Raw genomic sequence first — 24,259 nt, forward strand, 5'->3', positions numbered from 1 at the left:
TCGCGCAGCCCACCGAGAACGCCATGTCGATCCCTTTTTCTTTCCGTGCCGTGGCACGGTGCGCCGCCGCATCGATGGCGCTTGCCGGCGTCGCTGCTGCTGCGCCTCCCTCTTCACCCGGTGGCACGCAGCAGGCCCTCGCCCGCGAGAGCTGCGACGGCCTGCGCCGCGCCGTCGCGCACGACCAGGGCGGCGCGACGTCGGGGCCGCTGTTCCTGACCAGCTACCGCCCGGCGAATGCACAGGGCGAGCCGCCGTTCGAGCCCGCGCTGGCGGGCGCCAGCTTCACCTACGACAACGCGCTGGCCGGCATCGCGCTGCTGGCGTGCGGCGAGCGCGCCGCCGCCCGGCGCATCGGCGACGCCGTGGTGCGCGCGGTGGCGCACGACCAGACCATGCCCGACGGGCGCGTGCGCAATGCCTACCGCGCCGGGCCGGTCACCGAGGAAAAGCCCGCGCTGCCCGGCCGCTGGGACGCGGGGCGCAAGCAGTGGATCGCCGATGCCTATCAGGTCAGCACCGCCACCGGCAACGTGGCCTGGGCCGCGCTGCTGCTGCTGAACCTGCACCAGGCCGAACCCACGCCTGCCTACCTGGCGACCGCGCGCCGGCTGCTGGCCTGGACCGAGCAGAACACGCGCGCCCGGAACGGCCCCGACGGCTATAACGGCGGGCGCCACGGCTGGGACAACGCCCAGCGCGCGCAGACCTGGAAGTCGACCGAGCACAACCTGGACATCGCCGTGGCGGCGGCGTGGACCGCACGGGCCGTGCGCGCCGACGGCCAGCCGGACGGACCCGAGCCACGCCAGGCGCGCACCGCGCTCGACTTCGTGGGCCGCATGTGGAACCCGTCGGAGCAGCGCTTCCACATCGGCACCAAGGAAGATGGCGCCACCATCTCCACCGAAGGTTCCGGCCTCGATGCGCAGCTGTGGCCGGTGCTCGCGGCGCCCGAGGGCTCCTGCGCCTGGGTGCGCAGCCTCGACTGGGTCGAGAAGCACCACCGCGTCGGCGCGGGCTACGGCTTCTCGCGCGAGCCTGACGGCATCTGGACCGAAGGCAGCGCACAGGCCGCCGCCACGCTGGTGGCCCGCAAGGGCGCGGCGCCCGAGGCGCTGTGGCAGCTGCTGGCCTCGCAGCGCGCCGGCAACGGCCTGTACTACGCCACGCCGAGCGCGCGCATTGCCACCGGCCTGGCCATCGGCCCCGATTCGACCGGTGCCGATTTCTTCTACTACCGCTGGCCGCACCTGGGCGCGACCGCCTGGATCGCCCTGGCCGCCACGGGTTTCAACCCCTTCACCGGCAAGACCGCCGCATCGGAAGTCCCCTCATGTCCAGCCTGATCGCCACACCGGAATTCCAGCTCAACGCCTTGGTCGGGGGGCTCGCCTTGCTCCTCATGACCTGGGCCAGGGTCGAGCGCATCACCCACCGCGTGCTGTTCGGTGCGCTCACCGCGTTGCTGCTGCTGCGCTACGCCGTCTGGCGCGTGGTCGCCACGATGCCGCCTTCGGACCTGGGCTTCGAAACCCTGTTCGCCTGGGTGTTCCTGGGCTTCGAGCTCACGGCCATCGTCTACACGCTGATGTCGATCCACATGCTCATGCGGCGCCGCGACAACCGCGCGCAGGCCGACCGGGGCGAGGCCGCGCTGCGCGAACGCCATGCGCGCGGCGAGGAGGTGCCGGCCGTCGATGTCTTCATCTGCACCTACAACGAAGAGCTGGCCGTGCTCGAGAAGACCATCATCGCCGCGCAGGCCATCGACTACCCGCGGCTGAACGTCTGGGTGCTCGACGATACGCGGCGCGACTGGCTGCGCGCGTACTGCGAGCGCCGCGGCGTGCACTACGCGCGGCGGCCCGACAACCGCCACGCCAAGGCCGGCAACCTCAACAACGGCCTGCGCCTGTCCGCGGGCGTGACCGACGCGCCGTTCATCCTCGTGCTCGACGCCGACTTCGCGCCGCAGCGCCAGATCGTCTACCGCATGCTGGGCCTGTTCGAGGACCGCCGCGTGGGGCTGGTGCAGACGCCGCAGTTCTATTACAACGCCGACCCCATCCAGCACAACCTGCGCGCCACCGACAGCTGGGTCGACGAGCAGCGCGTGTTCTTCGACGTGCTGCAGCCCGCCAAGGACGCGGTCGATTCGGCGTTCTGCGTGGGCACCTCGTTCATCGTGCGGCGCGACGCGATCACCGAGGCCGGCGGGTTCCCGGTGGGCAGCGTGTGCGAAGACATCCACACCACCTACCTGCTGCTGCGCCACGGCCGCATCACGCGCTGGCTGGGTGAGCGGCTGTCCAACGGGCTGTCGGCCGAGAGCATCATCGACTACATCAACCAGCGCAGCCGCTGGTGCCTGGGCACGGTGCAGCTCGCGCTGCTGCCCGACGGCCCCCTGCGCGGCCCGGGCTACAGCCTGTCGGCGCGGCTGCACTTCCTGCACGGGCTGCTGCACTGGCTGGGCAAGCCCTTCATGGTGCTGGTACTGCTGGCACCGGCGCTGTACTGGTATGCCGGCGTCTCGGCCTTCCATGCCACGCCGCAGGCCTTTGCGGCCTACGGCCTGCCGTCGCTCGTGATGTTCTGGGCCTACAGCTACTGGGTCAGCCAGCGGCGCTGCCTGCCCGTGTTCAGCGAGGTGAGCCAGCTGGTGGCGGCGATGGCCGTGAGCGGCACGCTGGCGCGCGCGATGCTGAAGCCCTTCGGCCATCCGTTCAAGGTGACGGCCAAGGGGCTGGACCGCTCGCGCACCGTGGTGCACTGGAAGCTGGTGGCCGTCTTCGGCGGCCTGCTGGTGGCGCTGCAGGGCGCGGCCGCGATGGCGACCCTGGGCGGCGAGGCGCTCACACCGGGCGACCAGCTCAACCTCGTGTGGACCGGCATCGCGCTGGTGCTGTGCCTGAGTGCGCTCATGGCCTGCGTCGACCTGCCGCGCCCGCAGCAGGAAGAGCGCTTTCCCTGGCGTGCGCGGGCACGGGTGCGCACGGCGGCGGGCGAGGGCGAGTCGCGCTTCGTCAACATCGCGGCCGACGGCGCGCTGCTCGAAGGCCGGGGGCCGCTCAAGCGCCTGCGCGTCGGGCAGCCGCTGGAGGTGCATGTCGAGCCGGTCGGCTGGCTGGCGGCCCATCTTGCCGCGCGCGGCAGGGCGGGCGCCGAGCTGAAGTTCGCCGCCACCGAGGCGCAGCGTGAAGACCTGGTGCGCCACGTCTTCAACGTGCCGCCGAGCCACGTGGCCGTGCAGGTGCGGCCGTGGCAGGCGGCGTCGGCGCTGTTCGCGAGTGCGGGCATGCGCGCGCCGGGCGCGGGCTTCGCGCGGCTGTCGCTGCGCCTGCTCTTCGCGGTGCTGGCCGTGTGCATCGTGCTGGTGACGACCGGGTGCAACCTCACGCCGCCGCTCAAGGACCCCGACCTGACGGTGCCTTCGCAATGGCCTGCGGGCGCGACGGCGCCGGGCGCGCAGCCCGTGGACTGGCGCAGCTTCGTGCAGGACGAGGAGCTGCGCGGCCTGATCGCCACGGCGCTCGAACAGAACCGCGACCTGCGCGCCTATGCCGCGAAGGCCCGCGAGGCGCGCGCGAACTATGCGGGCAACCGCGCTTCGCTGTTCCCGGCGCTGGGCCTGTCGGCGCATGCCCAGCGCGCGCAGACCACGCCGCAGGGCTCGCTCAGCCCGGTCGGCAACCTGCCATCGGACGGGCGCGTGTCCAACAGCTTCGACGTGCAGGCGGGCGTGATGTCGTACGAGCTCGATTTCTTCGGCCGGCAGCAGAGCACCGCGCAACAAAGCGGCGCGCTCGCCGAGGCCGGAGACAAGGACCACGCGGCCGCGCGCATGAACCTCGTGGGCGAGGTGTCGAACGCCTACCTCACGCTGCGCGCCGACCGCGCCTTGCTCGCGCTGGCCGAGTCCAACGAGGCCGCGCTGAACGCCAATGCCGACACGATCGGCCGCGCCCGCGCCGTGGGCGGCGCCGCGCAGCTGGACGTGTACCGCGTGCAGTCGCTGCTGCAGACCGCGCGCGTGCGGCAGGAGGAATACCGCATGCGTGTCGCGCAGGACCTGCAGTGGCTCAACGTGCTGGTCGGGCGCCCCGTGCCGCCCGAAACGGGCAGCGCGCGGCCCTGGCCCGAGCGTTCCACGGCGCAGGTCGCGGCCGGGTTGCCGTCGAGCTTGCTGCAGCGCCGGCCCGACCTGCTCGCGGCCTATGCGCGCGTCGAGGCCGCCAACGCCGGCGTGGGCGCGGCCAAGGCCGCGATGCTGCCGACCATTTCGCTCACGGCGCTGGCCGGCGGTGTCAGCAAGGAGCTGTCGACCCTGCTCAGCAGCGGCAACAGCAGCTGGGCCGGCGTGCTGGGCGTGTCGCTGCCGATCTTCGACTGGGGCCGCCGGTCGGCCAACGTGAGTGCCAGCGAAGAGCGGCTGGCCGCCGCGATGGCCGGCTACGAATCGGCGGCGCAGGTCGCCTTTCGCGAGGTGGCCCACGCGCTGATCGCCAGCGATCACCTGCAGCCGCAGCTGGAGGCGCAACAGGCGCGCGTGCAGGTGCTCGAGAAGGTGGCCGGCATCTCGCGCACGCGCTTTCGCAGCGGCATGGAAGACTACTTCTCCAGCCAGGATGCGCAGCGCGAGCTCTACACCGGGCAGCAGCAGCTGATCGAACTGCAGCTCAAGGCGGCGGTGAACACCGTGAACCTGTACAAGGCCCTGGGCGGGGGCTGGGGCAGCGCGTAGCGGGGGGCGTCGGCGGAGGGCTGATCCGGTCGCGTGCGTGCGACCGGCGATTCAGTTCACTGCACCTCGTCGCACCACACCCTGAACCCATCCAGCTCGTTGGGCCCGAAGGTGTTGGACAGCGCGACGTCGCTGGCGTCGCGCCCTTGCGCGATCAGCACGCGGCCGATGCGGGGCACGTTGTTGCGCGCGTCGAAGGTGTACCAGCGGTCGCCCAGGAAGGCCTCGAACCAGCCCGCGAAGTCCATCGTGCCGTGCGGCGGCGGCGTGCCGACATCGCCGAGGTAGCCGCTGCAATAGCGCGCCGGAATGTTCAGGCAGCGGCACAGCGTGATGGCCAGGTGCGCATAGTCGCGGCACACGCCTTGCCCTTCCTTGAAGGCTTCGAACGCCGAGCGGGTGCGCCGCGCATGCGGGTAGCCGAACTCGATGTGCTGGTGCACGAAGTCGCACACCGCCTGCACGCGGCCCCAGCCGGTCGGGCCGTTGCCGAAGCGCTGCCAGGCGAAGTCGGACAGCAGGTCGGTTTCGCAGTACCGGCTGCCCAGCAGGTAGAGCAGGGTGGACTCGGGCAGGTACTCCACCGGCACCTGCGGCGCCGAGGGCACGACGATGTCGGGTGCGCCGCTGTCGTGGACCACGGTGTCCGTGCTCAGCACGAAGCGGCCCGCGGGGGCGACCAGGCGTGTGCACCAGTTCCCGAACAGGTCACGGTACGCGGTGGTGGGAACGGCCGGTTTCGTGAGCAGATGGTCCGGGCGCAGGAGGTCCGAGGCGCGCGAGTAGTGAATGCTGAGGGCCAGGATCATCGGCGTCGGCCGGGGAAACTGGTAGGCGATCTCGAAACCGAGCTGGATGTTCATCGGCCCATGATGCGCCTTCAATCGCGGGCGTGCTGGAATTCGCGGTGCGATGCCAGCGCGCGGCGGCTTTCAGGGGGCGTCGGCGGGCCCCGACGTGGCGTGGCGCTGCTCGGCATAGGCCTTCAGCGACCGCATGGTCCGGGGCAGTCCCTGTCGAACCTGCTTGGCGACGCCCGGCCCGAACAGGAAGGCCAGGGCGCCGGTGAACCACACGCGGTGCACCACGTCCGAGCCGCTGTCCGTTGCAGACACCGTGTGCTTGAAGTGCATGCGGAACAGGGGGATGTAGCCCTGCGCGGTGAACGACTGGCCCTCGGAGCGCTCCGTGACCACCATCGGGACGCCCATGCCTTTTTGCGGAACGATCCGGCCCTTGGTGCCCACGGCGAAGGGGCCGTCGAGCCGGGCCTGCTTGGTGTCCGGGTCCCACAGATGCCACCGGTCGACTTCGCTCCAGATGCGGTCGATGACGCGGGGCGGGACGGCGATGTGGATGCGTTCTTCGATGTGCATGGGAGGCGGGGTTGAAGGGATCGGGGAGCCTAACGCATGCCTTGCGGCGCCAGTCGTCAGCGCTCCTTGCGCAGGATGGCTTCCAGCGCCTCCATCGCTTGCGATGCCGAGGGGCTGAGGTAGCCGCCGGCGCGCCGCACGATGCCCACGCGACGGGTCGATCGCCATCCGCCGACGGGGCTGACCGGCACGAACTGCGCCGCGACCGGCGGCTCTTTCAGCACCGAACGCGGCACCGGCATCAAGGCGCCCAGCGAGCGCACCAACGCCAGCTCGCGCTGGGACGAACGCGAGGTGCCCACCGGCTCGGGCGGGTCGAGCCGGTGCGCGCGGAAGTTCGCTTCGAACTCGGTGTGCGTCGAGGTGCCGGGCGCCATGACGATCCACCGCGCCTGCGCCAGTTGGTCCCAGCCCACCTCGCGTCGGGTGCGTGCCAGCGGATGGCCGATCGGCGCCATGGGCAGCAGCGGGTCGTCCCGCAGGCCTTCCCAAGCCAGCGCGGCCGTCGGCTTCTTGTGCAGGCCGGTCAGGGCGAACTCCAGCTCGCCCATGGCGACGGCCCGCGTGAGCGAGTCGGAGTTGCCACCCGACAGGTCCACGCGGATCCCGCGCTCGATGAGCGCGGCCACCACCGGCAGCACCCAGCGGTCGGGAATGCCGTCGCCGACACCGCAGCGCAGCACGCCGGCGCGCGCCTGCCGCAGGTCGCGCAGTTCCGCATGCAGGTCGGCGGCGTCCAGGTCGATGCGCTGCGCCCGCTTCAGGAAGGCCTGGCCCAGCTCGGTGGGGCGCATGCCCCGGGCCAGCCGTTCGAACAGCTTGACCTTGGTGGCGCGCTCGAGCCGCGTCACGGCCTTGCTCAGGGTGCCCGGTGAAATGCCGAGACAGGCCGAGGCATGGCTCAGCCCGCCTTCGCGCGCGATCACCACGGCCAGATGGAGGTCGTTCAAGTTCATGGTTTTCCAAAGTGGAAAAGGTCGCCACGGAATGTAGGTTGCTGCGCGCCGGGCGGCAACCTATCGTTCAGCCCGGACACCACCAGGAGACACACCCCTCATGCTTCGCAGTTCTTTCTTCCTGGGCGCCCTGTGCGCCTTCTGGGCCCTGGGGACTGCCTCGGCCTGCGCACAGGCGGCCTATCCTTCGCGCCCCATCACGCTGGTGGTTCCGTTCGCCGCGGGCAGCGGCACCGACATCGGCGCGCGCGTGCTGGCCAAGGACCTGACGGACATCCTGAAGACGCCCGTCATCGTCGACAACAGGCAGGGCGCGAACGGCGCGCTGGGAACGGCGGCCGCAGCGCGCGCGAAGCCCGACGGGTACACGCTGCTGATCGGCTCGGCCACGACCAACGCCGTCAATTTCTCGTTCTTCCCGGCCAGGCTTGGCTATGAACCCGGGTCGTTCGAGATGGTGGCGGGCCTGGGCGCCAGCCCGATCTCGCTGTACGTCGCGGCCAACGCCAAGTGGCGCAACCTGGCCGACCTGATGGCCTACGGCAAGGCCCATCCGAACGCGCTCAGGTGCGGCAGCGGCAACGCGGTGACGCAGGTGGCCTGCGAGATCTTTCGCAAGTCGGCGGGCATCGACGCCTTCACGGTTCCCTACAAGTCGAACCCGCAATCGCTGGCGGACCTGGCCGGCGGTCACATCGACTTCGCGTTCTCCGACGCGTCGGTGGCCAAGGTCTTCATCGACGGGAACAAGCTGAAGCCGCTGGCCGTGGCCGCCGCGCGGCGCTATCCGGCCACGCCGGACGTCGGCACGTTCCGCGAACAAGGCATTGCCGATTTCGAGATCACCGGATGGACCGCCGTGTTCGTGCCCGCGGGCACGCCCGCGCCCATCGTCGAGACGCTGCATGCGGCCATCCGCAAGTCGTCGGCGTCGCCGGAGTCGGTGCAACTGCGCGCCAGCAGCGGAACGCAGCCGCTGGCGTTCACTCTCGAAGAGGGCCGCCGCTTCGCCAGGGAAGAGATCGCCCGCTGGGCGCGTTATGTGAAGAACAGTGGCGTCAAGCCGGAGTGACGCGATGACATCGACCTCCACACCCCTGGCCGGCTTGCGCGTCATCGACTGGACCCACGTGCTGGCCGGCCCCTTCGCCGGCTACCAGCTCGGCCTGCTCGGCGCCGAGGTGATCCGCATCGAGCGCGCCGACGGCGACGACATGATTCGCGCCAAGGGCCTGGACGCCGAACTGACCGCGCTCGGACTGGGCGAGACCTTCGTGACGCAGGGCGCGGGCAAGCGCTCGCTGGCCATCGATGCGCGCGACCCGCGAGCGAAACAGGCGCTGGCCGAACTGATCGGCAGCGCAGATGTGCTGCTGGAGAACTTCCGCCCCGGCAAGCTGGCGGCGCTCGGCTTCGATCCGCAGCAACTGATCGCGCGCCATCCGCAGCTGGTCGTCTGCTCGATCACCGGCTTCGGCCCCGCATCGGACCGGCGCGCCTACGACCACGTGATCCAGGCCGCGAGCGGGCTGATGGCAGCCAACGCCGACCGCGACGGCAAGCCGCAGCGCGTGGGTTTTCCGCTCGTCGACTACGCCGTGGGCCAGCAGGCGGCGCTGGCGGTGATGAGCGCGCTCTACCGGCGCGACCGGCTGAGCGGCGAGGCGCGCGTGCGCGGCGAATGGCTCCAGGTGTCGATGATGGGCGCGGCGCTCACGCTGATGGCGCCCACCTACGCCGGGCCGCTGGTCAGCGGCATGGAGATGCCGCGCAGCGCATCGACCGCGTTTTCAGGCAGCCCGCTGTCGGGCACCTTCGAGGTGGCCGACGGCCAGCTGGCCATCGTCTGCAATGCGGCCGATCAGGCGAGAGGGCTGCTGGAAGCGCTGCACGAAACCGGCTCGGACGCCTCGCTGCTGTCGGCACTGCACGAGGCCGCCGAGCTGCGCGACGTGCCGCGCGCGCAGGCGCTGCTGGGCCAGGCGCTGGGTGGAAGAACCACGGCCGAATGGGATGCGCTGCTGACCCGCCACGGCGTGCCCGCCACGCCGGTGATGCGCCCCGCACAGGCGGCGGCACAGATGGCGCGCGACTGGCCGCACGTGGAACTGCCGTTGCCGAACGGCGCGCGGCGGGTGCCGGTGCCAGGCATCGGCTTCACGTCCAGCGAGCCGCTGACACCTTCGCTGCGCGCGCCCGTGCGTCGCGGCGCGGACACGCGCCGCCTCCTGGCCGAAGCCGGGTTGGAGGCGCCGACCATCGCGGCCATGCTCGCCGACGGCGCGGCGAGCGAGCCCTCGGACTGAGCGCCGCGGTGGTCCCGCCAGGGCAGCGGCGCGTCCTGATTCGGCGCCGAAAGTGTGGCGAAAACGCCGAGAAAAATATTTCTCCAGGTTTTTCAACGTCGCTGCCTGTTTCGCAGGCACCGTGTTGCAGGCCCCGCCAGGCAAGGGTTTCGCGCGCTGCGCACACGGTTTTCCACAACATTGTCCCCATCGGGATTGGAAAACCCGTCACTTCGATGTGCTAGAGGCGTGAACCGGGCAGGGGCAGCCGCAGCCAGACGGTGGTGCCGGCACCGGGCGTGCTGTCCGCGCCCAGGGTGCCGTTGTGTTTCTGGACCACCGCACGCACGACGGAAAAGCCCAGGCCCATGCGCCGTGTGCCCGTGCCTTTCGTCTCGCCGGGGGCGGCTTCCGGGGCGGTGGGCGCGCGCCGGCCGCGCGGTGCGTGGAGCAGGGCGTCGAGCTGTCCGGGCGTCATGCCCGAGCCCTGGTCGCTGACGGAGATCCGCACGCTGGCCGCGTCCGCGCCGTTGGCGCCGGGTTCGATGGCCATGCCCAATTCCACGCGGCGACCGGACGGGCTGTGGCGGATGGCGTTGTTCAGCAGGTTGACGATGGCGCGGGTCAGCAAGGCCCCGTCGGCGCGCAGGATCGTGTCGCCGGCGGCGTCGTCGATGCGCGCTTCGACGCGCACGCCATGGGCCTGCGCGTAGTGCCACACCTGATCTCTGGCATCGAGCAGCACGGCGCCGACGTGGGTGTCCGCAAAGCGGTAGTCGTCCGATTCGGCCAGCGCGAAATCCATGAAGCCCTCGGCCATCGCGAGGGTGCGCTCGGCTTCGCGGCCGATGGCCGAACGCATGTCGGCATCGGCGGTGGGGTGCATCGACAGGATGCTGAGGATCGTGACCTGCGGGCTGCGCAGGTCGTGCGACAGGAACTGGCGCCACTCGTCGCGCTGGCGCTGCGCTTCGCGCTCGGCCGTGAGCTCGGGCAGCATCACGACCCAGCCCCGGTCTTCGGGCGCGTCGCCGCTGAAGGCCGCGGCCTCCAGGCGGAACACGCGCGCGTCGGGGGTCGCGTACTCGCCCTGCAGCCGGTCGGTCCAGTGGGTGGCGTCCGTGCGGGCCGGCGCACCGCTGGCGGGCGGCACGGCCAGCGGCGCGATCAGCTCGGGCAGGCGCACGCCGCGCAGCGCGGGCGGTGCAATGCCATCGTCGTCGTGCGATGGCATTGCATCGCCGACCAGCAGCCGGAAGGCCGCCGCGTTGCCTGACCCGATGCGCCCCTCTTCGTCGCAGATCAGCATGGCCACCGGCATCGCCTGCATGGCCTTGTCCATGAGTTGCTGCATGCGCCGCAGGCGTGCAATGGCGCGGTCGAGCGCCTGCTTGGGATGCTCCGCCGGGTCGGCGGGCGCCGGTGAGCGGGCCGGCATGACTTCGAAGGTGCCGCCGGGCAGGGCGTCGAGCACCTGCGCGCGCTTGCGCAGGTAGACGAACTGCGATTCGAGACGGCGCCAGCTCCACAGCAGGTAGAGGATGGCCAGGCCGAGCATCGGCGCGACAGGCGGCAGCCAGTGGTGCCACGCCAGCATGGCGACGCCGCTGATCAGCAGGCACGCGCTCGCGAGGCCGGCGGCGATCGGCAGCGCGTGCCGGCCCCGCCGGACCAGCAGCCACAGCGCGAGCCACAGCGGCACCACCGTCCAGGCTGCGTGCCACAGCGGGGGCGACACGCTCACGTTGCGCCCGTGCATCAGGTTGTCGATGGCATTGGCATGCACTTCCACGCCGGGCAGCACGCCGCGGATGCCGGCGTTGGGCGTGAGCGTCTGGTCGCCGAGGCCGGGCGCGGTGGCGCCCACGAGCAGCAGCTTGTCGCGCAGCAGTTCGGCGGGCACTTCGCCGCGCAGCACGCTCACGTAGGGCACGGTGCGGTAGCTGCCGCGCGGGCCGGCGAACAGCAGGCGCAGCGGGCTCTGGCGCAGCCAGTCGACCGGCGTCGCTTCGGAGTCGACCACGGCCGGCGGGACGCGCTGCGCCATCAGCGCGCCCACGTAGGGCTGCAGCTGGTTCGGATAGCCCTCGAGCAGGTACAGCGTGCGCGCCACGCCGTCGGTGTCGGGCGCGAGGCCGGCATGCCCCACGCCGCGGGCGCGCTCGGCAAAGTCGGGCAGCGGCGGCAGGAAGCCCGGCCATTCGTGGCTCGTGAAGGCCAGGGGGCTCGCGTGCAGCAGCGGCAGGTACACGGGCAGCAGGCCCATGGCCCGCGCCAGGTGCGCGTCTTCGCGCGGGTCGGCGCTCGGCTCGGTCAGGAAGAGGTCGAGCAGCACCGCGCGCGGTGCCGCCGGCGCGAGCCGTTCGAGCAGGCGCGCGTGGGTCGCGCGGCTCCAGGGCCAGCGACCGAGTTCGCGCAGGCTGTGTTCGTCGATGGCGATGATCAGGATGTCGGCCGACGCCCGGTGCGAGGCCAGGATCAGCAGGCGGTCGTGGATGTAGGCATCCATCTGCAGCAGGCCCGGGCGGTGTGCGAGCCCGAGCATGGCCAGCGGCAGCAGCAGCGCCATCAGCAGGCGTTCGACGACGAGGCGCATGCGCGTGGCCCCGCTTCAGCGCGCCGGAATGTCGAAGCTTCCGCCGAAACCGGTCGCTGCGGACGCAGCACCGTCGGGGGTGGCCTGGCGCGCGCGCCAGTGGTAGCGCCCGCCGAGCGCGAAGGGGCCGACCGTCATGCCGGTGGCGTAGACCGCGGGCTCGTTCACCAGCAATACGGCGAAGTCAGGGCTGCGCGAGAGTTCGAAGGTGTAGCGCTGGCCCGCGATGCCCGGCCAGCGGACCTCCACGCGCCCGTCGGGCAGTGCGGTCGACGTGCTCTGACCGCCCGCGCCGCCTTCGACCGTGGGCAGGTAGACCGTGCCGTCGCCCGGCAGCCCTTCGAGCCGGGCGGCATCGAAGGCCGTGAGGCGCAGCTGGTAGAGGCCCGATGGCAGTTCTGCCGGCACCGTGAAGGAAGGTCCCGGGCCGCGTTGTTCGTGCACCGGCAGCAGGAAGCGCTCGTCGCGCGCCAGTTGCAGGCGGTAGGTTTGCGCGCCCGCAACGGGCGTGAAGCGGAACGTGCGGTCGTTGCGCGCTGTCGTTTCGGGCACCAGCTGGGGCGCCGGCAGCAGGCCCTGCGCTTGCGACGGTCCGCTCTCCAGCAGCACCGCGCCGCGGCCTTCGCGCAGCACGAGCGGCGGTTCGGCCTGCGCGGTGCGCTGCACCACCACTTCGCCCGAGATCACCTCGCCCGTCAGCACGCCGTCTTCGTCGCGCACGCGAAAGTGCGTGCCGCGCACGCCCAGGCCCATCGACCGCGCGCGGATCTCGAACTGCTGGTTCGGCTGCTGCTTGTGCACCTGCGATTCGACGCGGCCTTCGATGAGCCGCAGCCGCACCGTATTGGCATCGATGGCCAGCACCTCCAGCGCGCTGCGCGAGGGCAGCACGACGCGGCTGCCGCCCGCCACCCCGAGGGTCACGAAGGCATCGGTGCCGGTGATGAGCGTGTCGCCGGCCTGGATCGGCAGGCCGGGCGTGAGGACCTGTTCAGGCACACCCGCGCGCTTGCGCGAGGCCCGGCCTTCGACCGCGGTGACCACCGCCGCGCCCTCGGGCACGAGCCGGCCGTCGGCAAAGTACAGCACCGTGCCCGGTTGCAGCAGGCGTGGCTCGCCCACCTGGTTGCGCTGCTGCACTTCGGGCCAGCGCAGCGGCGTGTCCAGCTGCTGGCCCGAGATGCCCCACAAGGTTTCGCCGGGCTTCACCACGTGCGGCGACTGCGCGGTCGCCGCCGTGGCGACGAGCAGCGCGGCGCAGGCCAGCAGGCGGTGCGGGCGGAACGGGGGGTGGTGCGTCGTCGCCATCAGGAATCCGCCTGCGGTGCGTGTTGCGTGGCCTCGAGCCGGTAGCCGCGGCCATACACCGTGCGCAGGCTCAGTCCGCTTTCGGCTTCGAGGCCGAGCTTGCTGCGCAGCCGGTAGATGTGGCTGTCCAGCGTGCGCGAAGGCAGCTCTTCGTTGCTGTAGCCGGCGCTTTCGAGCAGATGCGCGCGCGACACCGTGTCGCCCATGTGCTGGAACAGCGTCAGCGCGAGCTTGAATTCGCGGTCGGTGAGGGCATGCCGCTGCGGCGCGGCGTCGTCGCCCGGGACCGGGTGGATCAGGACGCTTTGCGACACCCGTTCGAACTCCCAGCGGCCGAAGCGCTCGCCGTCGGACGGCGCGAGCGGCACGCGCCGGGCCATCAGGCGCTGCACGCGGGCGCGCAGTTCGAGCGGTCGGAAGGGTTTGACGATGTAGTCGTCGGCGCCGAGGTTCAGTGCCTGCACCACGTCGTGCTCGGAAGCGCGCGAACTCAGCATGAGCACCGGCACTTTGTCGGTCTGCCACTTGCGCAGCCACTGCAGCAATTCGACGCCGGCCAGGCCGGGCACGTTCCAGTCGAGCACCAGCAGATCGAAGCTTTCGCGCCGCAGTGCCTGTTGCAAGGTCGACCCGTTCGAAAACGTGATGCAGGTCACATTCGTCTCGCCAATTGTTAACAGCTGCTCGAGTGTCCGCACGAGATGCGAGAGCTGGTTCGGGTCGTCTTCAAGGATGGCGATGCGCATGGACTCCAAGGGTGGCGGCGGCAATTTTGACAGTGAATCCACACCCGAAATCTGACGAATTCCGTAGCGTGAACGTTAGCAACATTGTTGGCGATGGTTATGAAGTAGTAAAGAAATTCACAAATGCAGCCTAAAGCTGGCCGCAAATCTGACCAAACCTCACGCCGGCCCTTCGACCCTCGAAGGCCGTCGACATCATCCGCCCCCTGTAGCGCCACCCGGCGCTCCGATCACTCCACATCTCCGGTCATCTCCGCTCGCCATGTCGCGATCCTGCGGGGTACAGCCGGCTTGCATCCGAGGAACAGGGGAAATGAACAAGTCTTATCGATCCATCTGGAATGAGGCGCTGGGCGCCTGGGTTGCCGCGTCGGAAATTGCTTCGGCTCGAGGCAAGAGCTCCCGCAGCAAGAAGGTGCTTGCTGCTGTCTCGTTGGTCCTGGCCGGCATGTCGGGGGGCGCTCTGGCGGAGTTTTCGCAGGGGCTCGAGGGACAGTTCTGCAGCCGCCCTGTCAGGGGCTCCGGCACATGGACCTGCAATGTGCCCAACGCTACCGGCGGCTTTGCCACGGTGAGCGGTGTTCCCGACCTGGGGCCCAACCCCGATTTCACCGCCCTGACGGCCTGGGTGTCCGCCAACCTGGGTGCGAACGCCATTGCTCTCGGCTCGCAGGGGACGAAGGCCAGCGGCGCCAATGCCATTGCCATCGGTACCGACGCCGTTGCGACGGGCGACGGATCGACCGCGATCGGCTATGGCAGCAGCGCCAAGTATGCGAATGACGTTGCGGTCGGTCGCGCCAATGTGGCGGTCGGAAATTCCATGAATACCGTCAGGCCGGCCGTTGCGATGGGTTTCAACAACAAGGCGCTCCAGACAGACGCCGTGGCGCTCGGCTCGGGGAACAACGCCTGGGGAGAGAGCGGTGTGGCGGTCGGCCACAGCAACGCGGCGGGCAATGCCGGCTCGGCCTTCGGGTATGGGAATGAAGCGACAGGTGACTTGACGCTTGCCATGGGCGTGTTTTCCCGCGCGACGAACCTTTATTCCATGGCGGCCGGGGCGCAAAGCGTTGCGGAAGGCGTCTACGCGACCGCACTCGGCGGCGCCAACGTGGCTCGCGGCGACAACGCGACCGCGGTAGGTACAGGCAATGCCGCCGACGGCGAGTCAAGCACCGCCGTGGGCAAATGGAACACTGCCAATTCAAGCAGCGTGGACTCCACCGCCATCGGCTCCGGCAACACGCTGGGCTTGTGGAACGGCGGCGGCACGCTGCCCGAAGGCGGTGAACGCTCCACTGCCGTCGGCTATGGAAACACCGTGAAGGCCAATGAGGCCGTCGCCCTCGGCGCGAACAACACCATCGACCAAGGCGCGGACCGGGCGGCGGTACTGGGGTCGAGCGCAACGGCCAAGGTGGCCGACGGCGTGGCACTGGGCTCGAGCGCGGTGGCCGACATCAAGTCCTTCACCGACGATGCGACCCGCGCGGGTTACGTGCCCGCTGGCGCAACTGCGGCTCAGAAGACGGCCATCAATGCGACCAACAGCACGTTGGCGGCGGTGAGCGTGGGCGATGCCGCCAACGGCAAGTACCGCCAGATCACCGGTGTGGCAGCCGGCACCGAGAACGGCGATGCGGTGAACGTGGCGCAGTTGAAGGCAGCACAGGCAGCCGCGACCACGCATTACTACAGCGTGAACGACAACGGCGTTGTGGGCGGTAACTACGACAACAAGGGCGCCACGGGCCTGAACGCCATCGCCTCGGGCGTCGATGCCAAGGCCGGTGGGGACCATGCGACCGCCATGGGCCACGGCGCGACGGCCGGCGGCCACTATGCGATTGCGCAGGGCTACCAGGCCAACGCGGCCGGCGCGAACGGCGTGGCGATCGGAACCCAGGCCTCTGCCGCCAAGGGCGGCACCGTGGCAATCGGCGCAAGCGCGGGCAAGGATTCGACCGTGCTGACGGGAACCTTCATCGGCTCCGGTGCCGGCAACAAGAGCGCGGGCGCGGACATCACCGCCATCGGCAACAACGCAGGGCAGGCGGCGTCGGGCAACAGCAACACCTTCATCGGGGCAACGGCCGGCAGCTCGTCGGAGGGCGACCTGAACAGCTTCATCGGCGCGGGGGCGGGCATCTTCTCCAAGGGCACCGCCAACTCGGCCTTCGGCAACCTGGCGGGCGCAAACACCGAGGGCGACAGCAATGCCGCATGGGGCTTCGCCGCGGGCGCGTTCGTGAAGGGCGACGGCAACATCGGCATGGGCACTTCGGCGGGCGCCAGCGTCGTGGGGTCGGGCAATGCCGCGATCGGACAAGGGGCGGGGCTTGGTACCCACGGTGATGCGAACCTCGCCATCGGTGCGGGGGCGGGCTCGAACGCCAAGGGCAACGGCAACGTGGCGCTGGGCCAGAACGCCGGTCTTGCCGCCGACGGCAACGAGAACATCGCGCTCGGCCAGACGGCAGGGGCCCTGGTGAGCGGCAACCGCAACCTGGCGATCGGCTCGGCCGCGGGCCTTGCCGGCGATGTGGCCGCCGGGAACATCACGCCGACGACGGCGAGCGACACGATCGCCCTGGGCACCCAGGCATTTGCCAATGCCGAGCGCGCGATCGCGATCGGCACGGGCGCCCAGGCGCTGGGCACGCAGTCGATCAGCATCGGCACCGGCAACGTCGTCAACGGCAACAACAGCGGCGCCATCGGCGACCCGACCGTGATCGATGGTGCCAACAGCTACAGCGTCGGCAACAACAACACGCTGGGCGCTGCGGCGAACAACACTTTCGTGCTGGGCAACAACGTCAAGGTCAACGTGGCCAATGCCACGGCACTGGGCGATTCGACCAGCGTGACAGTGGCCGACGGCGTGGCGCTGGGCAGCAAGTCGGTGGCGAGCACGGACAAGGGCGTGGCGGGCTTCGACCCGGCCACGGGCCTGGCCTCGACGGACACCTCGGCCACGTGGAAGAGCACGCTGGGTGCGGTGAGCGTGGGCGGCAACGGGCAGACACGCCAGATCACGAACGTGGCGGCGGGCACGCAAGCCACCGACGCGGTGAACGTCGCGCAGCTGAAGGCGGGACAGACGCACTACTACAGCGTGAACGACAACGGCGTGCAGGGCGGCAACTACGCCAACGACGGCGCCACCGGCATCAACGCACTGGCGGCGGGCGTGGGCGCCCAAGCCAACGGCGAGCGCAGCGTGTCCATCGGCTATCTGGCCGGCGTGGGCGCCAGCGCCGGCCTGGCCGGCCAGAACAACGTGGGCATCGGCACCGAAGCGGGTGGTGGTGTCGTGGGTTCCAGCAACACCGCCGTGGGTTCCGCTGCGGGCAAGGACGTGGCTGGCAGCTCGAACGCGGCGTTCGGCATCGCGGCGGGCCAGGGCGTCCAGGGCGACTACAACCTCGCGATGGGTGTCTACAGCGGCATCGGGACCAAGGGCACCTACAACACCGCGATCGGCGGCAGTGCGGGCCAGGCCGTGAACGGCAACGACAACATCGCCATGGGCGACCTGTCGGGCTCCTCCGTCGTCGGCGATGCAAACATCGGCATCGGTGCCCTGGCCGGCGCTGGAACGACAGGCAGCAGCAACATCGCCATCGGCAGCCTGGCGGGCATCGTCGACACCGCGACGTTTGCCGGCATCACTGCCAACAACACAGTGAGCATCGGCAACAGCGCCGTGGCCAGCAAGGACGACGGCGTTGCCGTCGGTCATGGCGCGCAGGCTGCCGCCGTCAACAGCGTGGCGCTGGGCGCGGATTCGAAGGCGACGCAGGACGCAGCCGCACTGGCGCTCAAGAACGCCTATGTGCCGGCAGGCGCGACGGCCGTGGCCGGCACCGCGCCGGTGGGCGAGGTGTCGGTGGGCAGCGCGGGCAAGGAGCGGCGCATCACCAACGTGGCCGCCGGGTCGGACGACACCGACGCAGTGAACGTGAGCCAGCTCAAGGGCGCGCAGACGCACTACTACAGCGTGAACGACAACGGCACGCAGGGCGGCAACTACGACAACAAGGGCGCGACCGGCATCAATGCGATCGCGGCAGGCGTGGATGCCGTGGCCGCGGGCGTGGGCACCGTGGCGGTCGGCAACTTGGCCGGCTCGGGCAGCACGGCGGCTGGCAATTCGCACAACACCTTCGTCGGGTACGGCGCGGGCCGGCAGGTTGCGGGAGCGGACAACACGGCCGTCGGCAACAGCGCCGGTGTGTCGGTGACGGGCGGGAACAACACCGCGCTCGGGTTGAGCGCGGGCGCCCGCGTCACCGGTGACTCCAACATCGGCATCGGCGTGAACGGCGGGGCGGTCACGACCGGTTTCTCCAACGTGGGCATCGGAAGTTCCGCGGGGCAGGGCACCAACGGCGCCTTCAACGTGGCGCTGGGCGGTCTTGCCGGCGGCGGGGTCCAGGGCAGCGCCAACGTCGCGATCGGCTTGAACGCGGGCGAGAACATCAGCGCCAGCAACACCGTTGCCATCGGCAACCGTGCCAAGGCCACGGGCGACAGCGGTGTCAGCATCGGCACCGATGCCAGCGCCACCTACGCGAACGCGGTGGCGCTCGGTGCCAACAGCACCACGGCCACGGACCTGGCGACGCTGAACGCGAACGCGGCCTATGTGCCGACGGGCGCGACGTCGGTCGCCGGCGCGACGCCGGTGGGCGAAGTGTCGGTGGGCGGCGTGGGCACCGAGCGGCGCATCACCAATGTGGCGGCCGGCGCGGTCGATACAGATGCGGTGAACGTGAGCCAGCTCAAGGCCGTCGATGCGACCGCCAACGCGGGATGGAATGTCGCGGCCAACGGTGAAGCCACGGGCGGCAATGTCGCACCGGGCGCCAAGGTCGACTTCAGCAACTCCGACAGCAACATCGCGATCACGCGCACCGGTACGAACCTCGACTTCAAGCTGGCTGACGATGTGAAGATCAACAACAGCGTGACGGTGGGGCAGAGCGTGCTGAACACCACGGGACTGACAGTCAACAACGGCACGACGACCACGGCGGTCGCGGCAGGCGGCGTGACCAGTGGCTCGGTCAACCTGAGTGGCGTGACCAACGACATCCAAGGGCTGAGCAACAAGACGCTGACCGATCCGAGCTTTGCGACGGTGGGCCGTGCGGCCACTGAAGAGCAGCTCAAGATCGTCAACGACACGGCCAGCGCAGGCTGGAACGTGGCGGCCAACGGCGAGGCCACGGGAGGCAATGTGGCGCCTGGCGGCAAGGTGGACTTCAGCAACTCGGACAGCAACATCGCGATCACGCGCGCGGGCACGAACCTCGATTTCAAGCTGGCGGACGACGTGAAGGTCAACAACAGCGTGACGGTGGGACAGAGCGTGCTCAACACCACGGGCCTGACGGTGAACAACGGAACGACCACCACCGCAGTCGCGGCAGGTGGCGTGACCAGTGGCTCGGTCAATCTGAGTGGCGTGACCAACGACATCCAAGGTCTGAGCAACAAGACGTTGACTGATCCAAGCTTCGCGACGGTGGGCCGTGGGGCTACGGAAGAACAGCTCAAGATCGTCAATGACACGGCCAGCGCAGGCTGGAACGTGGCAGCGAACGGTGAGGCCACGGGTGGCAATGTGGCGCCTGGCGGCAAGGTCGACTTCAGCAACTCCGACAGCAACGTCACGATCACCCGCAGCGGTACGAACCTCGACTTCAAGCTGGCGGATGACGTGAAGGTCAACAACAGCGTGACCGTGGGCCAGAGCGTGCTGAACACCACCGGTCTGACTGTAAACAACGGCACGACGACCACCGCCGTTGCAGCCGGCGGCGTGACCAGCGGGACGGTCAACCTGAGCGGCGTGACGAACGACATCCAGGGTCTGAGCAACAAGACGCTGACCGACCCGAGCTTTGCGACCGTGGGCCGTGGGGCCACGGAAGAACAGCTCAAGATCGTCAATGACACGGCCAGCGCAGGCTGGAACGTGGCGGCGAACGGCGAAGCCACGGGAGGCAACGTCGCACCGGGCGGCAAGGTCGACTTCAGCAATTCGGACAGCAACGTCACGATCACGCGAAGCGGTACGAACCTCGACTTCAAACTGGCCGACGACGTCAAGGTCAACAACAGCGTGACCGTGGGCCAGAGCGTGCTCAACACGACGGGCCTGACGGTGAACGACGGCGCGGGCAACGTCACGACGACGTCGGCGACGGGCACCACCGTGACCAACGGCACGACCACGACGGCGATGGCTGCTGGCGGCGTGACCAGCGGCACCGTCAACCTGAGTGGCGTGACGAACGACATCCAGGGCCTGAGCAACAAGACGCTGACCGATCCGAGCTTCGCGACGGTAGGCCGTGCAGCGACTGAAGAACAGCTCAAGATCGTCAACGACACGGCCAGCGCAGGCTGGAACGTGGCAGCGAACGGTGAGGCCACGGGCGGCAATGTGGCGCCTGGCGGCAAGGTCGACTTCAGCAACTCCGACAGCAACATCGCCATCACGCGCACCGGCACGAACCTGGACTTCAAGTTGGCGGATGACGTCAAGGTCAACAACAGCGTGACCGTGGGCCAGAGCGTGCTCAACACCACGGGCCTGACTGTGAACAACGGCACCACGACCACGGCGGTTGCCGCCGGCGGCGTGACCAGCGGCAGCGTGAACCTCAGCGGTGTCACCAACGACATCCAGGGTCTCAGCAACACGACATTGACCGACCCGAGCTTTGCGACGGTGGGCCGTGCGGCCACCGAAGAGCAACTGAAGAAGGTCAACGACACCGCTGGCGCAGGCTGGAATGTCGCGGCCAACGGCGAGGCCACGGGCGGCAACGTCGCGCCGGGCGGCAAGGTGGACTTCAGCAATTCGGACAGCAACATCGCCATCACGCGAAGCGGTACGAACCTGGACTTCAAGCTGGCCGATGACGTCAAGGTCAACAACAGCGTGACTGTGGGTCAGAGCGTGCTGAACACCACCGGTCTGACTGTGAACAACGGCACGACGACCACCGCCGTTGCAGCCGGCGGCGTGACCAGCGGAACCGTCAACCTGAGCGGCGTGACGAATGACATCAAGGGCCTGAGCAACAAGACGCTGACCGATCCGAGCTTCGCCACCGTGGGCCGTGGGGCGACCGAAGAACAGCTGAAGATCGTCAATGACACGGCCAGCGCGGGTTGGAACGTGGCGGCCAACGGCGAGGCTACGGGCGGCAATGTCGCTCCTGGCGGCAAGGTCGACTTCAGCAACTCCGACAGCAACGTCACGATCACGCGCAGCGGCACGAACCTCGACTTCAAGCTCGCTGACGACGTGAAGGTCAACAACAGCGTGACGGTGGGGCAGAGCGTGCTCAACACCACGGGTCTGACGGTGAACGATGGCACGACCACCACGGCTGTTGCAGCCGGCGGCGTCACCAGCGGCACCGTCAAGCTCAGCGGCGTCAGCAATGACATCCAAGGCCTGAGCAACAAGACACTGACCGACCCGAGCTTCGCGACCGTGGGCCGCGGGGCCACGGAAGAACAGCTCAAGATCGTCAATGACACCGCCAGCGCAGGCTGGAATGTCGCAGCCAATGGCGAAGCCACGGGCGGCAATGTCGCTCCAGGCGGCAAGGTCGACTTCAGCAACTCGGACAGCAACATCGCCATCACGCGCACCGGCACGAACCTCGACTTCAAGCTGGCCAACGACGTGAAAGTCAACAACAGCGTGACCGTGGGCCAGAGCGTGCTCAACACCACGGGCCTGACCGTGAACGACGGCACGACCACCACGGCCGTCGCGGCGGGTGGCGTCACCAGCGGCACCGTCAAGCTCAGCGGCGTCAGCAATGACATCCAGGGCCTGAGCAACAAGACGCTGACCGACCCGAGCTTTGCGACCGTGGGCCGCGCGGCCACCGAAGAGCAGCTCAAGCTGGTCGATGCCACGGCCAGCAAGGGCTGGAACCTGAGCGCGAACGGCGAGGCGACGCCGCAGAACATCGCACCGGGCGGCACGGCCAATTTCGCCAATGGCGACAACATGGTCGTCACCCGCAACGGCAACACGCTGACCGTGGCCACGGCCAAGGACGTGAAGTTCGACAGCGTGACCACCGGCGACACGGTGATGAACAACGCCGGCGTGACCGTGGGCCCGAACGTCACCCTCGGCGCCACCGGCCTGACCATCGTCGGCGGTCCGAGCGTGACCACGGCGGGGGTCGACGCGGGCGGCAAGGTGATCACCAACGTGGCGCCCGGCGTGGCCGGCACCGACGCGGTGAACGTCAGCCAACTGAAGGACACGGTCGCCGAGAGCAAGACCAAGTACTACAGCGTGAACTCGACCGGCGGCGGCAACGAGAACAACGACGGTGCCACGGGCGCCGACGCGATCGCCGCGGGCAAGGACGCACAGGCGACGGCCGTCAACGCGGTGGCGATGGGCACGGCGGCGCAGGCCGCGGGCGTCAGCGCCACGTCGATCGGCAATGCCGCCTGGGCGATGGGCGACCGCAGCACGGCGGTGGGTTACTTCTCGACCGCGGACGGCATCGACAGCGCGGCCTTCGGCGCCTGGGCGCGGGCTGCAGGCAACGGCAGCGTGGCCGCGGGCGCGGCCTCGAACGCCTCGGGCGTGGCAAGCGTCGCGATGGGCGCGGCGAGCGCCGCTGTCGGCGATGTGAGCGTGGCAGTAGGTGCAGGCAGCACAGCCACAGCGACGGGTGGTGCGGCATTGGGCGCAGGCTCGGTGGCCGACCGCGCGGCCGGCGTGAAGGGCTATGTGCCGCCGGAGGCGACCACCGCGCAGGCGGACGCCATCGCCGCCACCACCAGCACCGTGGGTGCGGTCGGCGTGGGCGACGCGGCCCACGGCGTGTTCCGCCAGATCACCGGCGTGGCCGCCGGCTCCGCACCGAGCGACGCCGTGAACGTGGCGCAGCTGCAGGCGGTGGCCAGCCAGGCCGCAGCGGCGGGCAGCAAGTGGATCACCGGGTCGCCGACGACCTACGTGGCGCCCACGTCCACGGGCACCGACAGCACGGCGGTGGGCTCGGGCGCGGCCGTCAAGGCCGACCAGGGCGTGGCCATCGGCACCGGCGCCGTGGTCACCACGAAGAACAGCGTCGCGCTGGGCAACGACTCGACCACGGCGGAGGCCAAGCCCACCAAGGAGGTCACGCTCCAGGGCACGACCTACCAGTTCGCCGGCACCAAGCCGGTGGGCGTGGTCAGCGTCGGTTCGAAGGATGCCGAGCGCCAGCTCACCAACGTCGCGGCCGGCGAGATCAGCGCCACCAGCACCGACGCGGTGAACGGCAGCCAGCTGTACGCGACGAACCAGGCGATCAACAACATGACCACCGGTGGCGGCGGCATCAAGTACTTCCACGCCAACTCGAAGGCGGCCGACTCGAACGCCGCCGGCGCCGAGAGCGTGGCCATCGGCCCGAACGCGGTCGCGCTGGGCAACAACGCCATCGCCACCGGCAACAACGCGCAGGTCAAGGCGGCCGGCAGCATCGCGCTGGGTGCCAACAGCACGGCCAGCACGGCCAACAGCGTGGCGCTGGGCGATGGCGCGGTGGCCAACCGCGCGGGCATGAACGGGCAGCGCGAGATGTTCTCGAACACCGTGGTGCAGTCGGCGCAGGGTGCGGTGTCGGTCGGTTCGGCCGGCAACGAACGCCAGATCACCAACGTGGCCGGCGGCACGCAGGCCACCGACGCGGTGAACGTGCGCCAGCTGCAGGCCGTGCAGCAAAGCGCGGTGCGCTACGACACGAACGTGGACGGCAGCGTCAACTACAACAGCGTGACCATGGGCAACGGGGCCTCCACCGGCCCGGTCACGGTGCAGAACGTGGCGCCGGGCGTGGCGCCCACCGACGCGGTCAACGTGCAGCAGCTGAACCAGGCCGGCGCCGCCGGCATGGCCTACACCGACGCGCGCACCAACGCGCTGGGCAACGAGCTGCGCAACACCGCCAAGAACGCGTATGCCGGCGTGGCCGCCGCCATGGCCGTGCAGATGCCGGGCACCTCGGTGCCGGGCAAGACGGTGATGCGCGTGGGCTACGGCACGTTCAAGGGCGAGAGCGCGGTGGGCATCAGCTTCCGCCGCACGGCCGAGAACAACGGCTGGAGCGTGACCGGCGGCGTGGGCATGAGCCGCGCCGGGGCCGCGGCCACGGTCGGCGCCGAGTGGGTCTTCAATTGAAGCGGGAGAGAAAC

At 69.8% G+C, this 24,259-nt stretch carries 11 protein-coding genes and 1 pseudogene; 6 read left to right on the plus strand and 6 right to left on the minus strand.

All coding sequences use genetic code 11. The features are described from left to right. Positions 1-23 precede the first annotated feature (23 nt). Positions 24-1,349 (plus strand): hypothetical protein, encoded by a 1,326-nt coding sequence (locus ACAM42_RS15305; RefSeq protein ID WP_369632534.1) that lies wholly within the window; start codon positions 24-26, stop codon positions 1,347-1,349. Then, complete coding sequence (locus ACAM42_RS15310; protein WP_369632535.1) at positions 1,337-4,747, plus strand: efflux transporter outer membrane subunit; 3,411 nt, start codon at positions 1,337-1,339, stop codon at positions 4,745-4,747. The genes ACAM42_RS15305 and ACAM42_RS15310 overlap by 13 nt, the downstream gene beginning before the upstream one ends. A 56-nt stretch (positions 4,748-4,803) precedes the next feature. On the opposite strand, the gene ACAM42_RS15315 is transcribed toward ACAM42_RS15310, so the two are convergent. From ACAM42_RS15315 to ACAM42_RS15325, 3 genes are all read right to left on the minus strand, one after another. Beyond that, the gene (locus tag ACAM42_RS15315) at positions 4,804-5,610 is read right to left on the minus strand and encodes a transglutaminase family protein (protein ID WP_070060310.1); all 807 of its coding nucleotides are present in this window, start codon (positions 5,608-5,610) and stop codon (positions 4,804-4,806) included. Positions 5,611-5,679: 69 nt separating this feature from the next. Continuing rightward, a complete protein-coding gene (locus ACAM42_RS15320) occupies positions 5,680-6,123 on the minus strand; it encodes an SRPBCC family protein (protein ID WP_369632536.1) in 444 nt (147 codons plus the stop codon). A gap of 56 nt (positions 6,124-6,179) precedes the next feature. Beyond that, complete coding sequence (locus ACAM42_RS15325; RefSeq protein WP_369632537.1) at positions 6,180-7,079, minus strand: LysR family transcriptional regulator; 900 nt, start codon at positions 7,077-7,079, stop codon at positions 6,180-6,182. A 100-nt stretch (positions 7,080-7,179) separates the two neighbouring features. On the opposite strand from ACAM42_RS15325, the gene ACAM42_RS15330 reads away from it, so the two are divergent. Further along, positions 7,180-8,151 (plus strand): Bug family tripartite tricarboxylate transporter substrate binding protein, encoded by a 972-nt coding sequence (locus ACAM42_RS15330; RefSeq protein ID WP_369632538.1) that lies wholly within the window; start codon positions 7,180-7,182, stop codon positions 8,149-8,151. A gap of 4 nt (positions 8,152-8,155) precedes the next feature. Next, positions 8,156-9,385, plus strand: coding sequence for a CaiB/BaiF CoA transferase family protein (locus ACAM42_RS15335; protein WP_369632539.1), 1,230 nt, complete (start codon positions 8,156-8,158; stop codon positions 9,383-9,385). Positions 9,386-9,605: 220 nt separating this feature from the next. On the opposite strand, the gene ACAM42_RS15340 is transcribed toward ACAM42_RS15335, so the two are convergent. The 3 genes from ACAM42_RS15340 to ACAM42_RS15350 are packed head-to-tail and all read right to left on the minus strand — an operon-like array spanning position 9,606 to position 14,014. Further along, entirely contained in the window at positions 9,606-11,960 is a 2,355-nt protein-coding gene (locus tag ACAM42_RS15340; protein ID WP_369632540.1) for a CHASE2 domain-containing protein, read from the minus strand. Positions 11,961-11,975: 15 nt separating this feature from the next. Beyond that, complete coding sequence (locus ACAM42_RS15345; RefSeq protein ID WP_369632541.1) at positions 11,976-13,268, minus strand: FecR domain-containing protein; 1,293 nt, start codon at positions 13,266-13,268, stop codon at positions 11,976-11,978. Beyond that, on the minus strand, positions 13,268-14,014 hold the full coding sequence (locus ACAM42_RS15350) for a response regulator transcription factor (protein ID WP_159277240.1): 747 nt from the start codon (positions 14,012-14,014) through the stop codon (positions 13,268-13,270). The genes ACAM42_RS15345 and ACAM42_RS15350 overlap by 1 nt, the downstream gene beginning before the upstream one ends. A gap of 313 nt (positions 14,015-14,327) precedes the next feature. On the opposite strand from ACAM42_RS15350, the pseudogene ACAM42_RS15355 reads away from it, so the two are divergent. Beyond that, positions 14,328-14,393: pseudogene (locus ACAM42_RS15355) on the plus strand (ESPR domain-containing protein); the annotation flags it as partial. A gap of 162 nt (positions 14,394-14,555) precedes the next feature. Then, complete coding sequence (locus tag ACAM42_RS15360; RefSeq protein WP_369632769.1) at positions 14,556-24,245, plus strand: hypothetical protein; 9,690 nt, start codon at positions 14,556-14,558, stop codon at positions 24,243-24,245. Positions 24,246-24,259: the final 14 nt, after the last annotated feature.

Origin of the sequence: Variovorax sp. V35 (assembly GCF_041154465.1) — a bacterium.
In the GTDB taxonomy this organism is placed as follows: domain Bacteria; phylum Pseudomonadota; class Gammaproteobacteria; order Burkholderiales; family Burkholderiaceae_C; genus Variovorax; species Variovorax boronicumulans.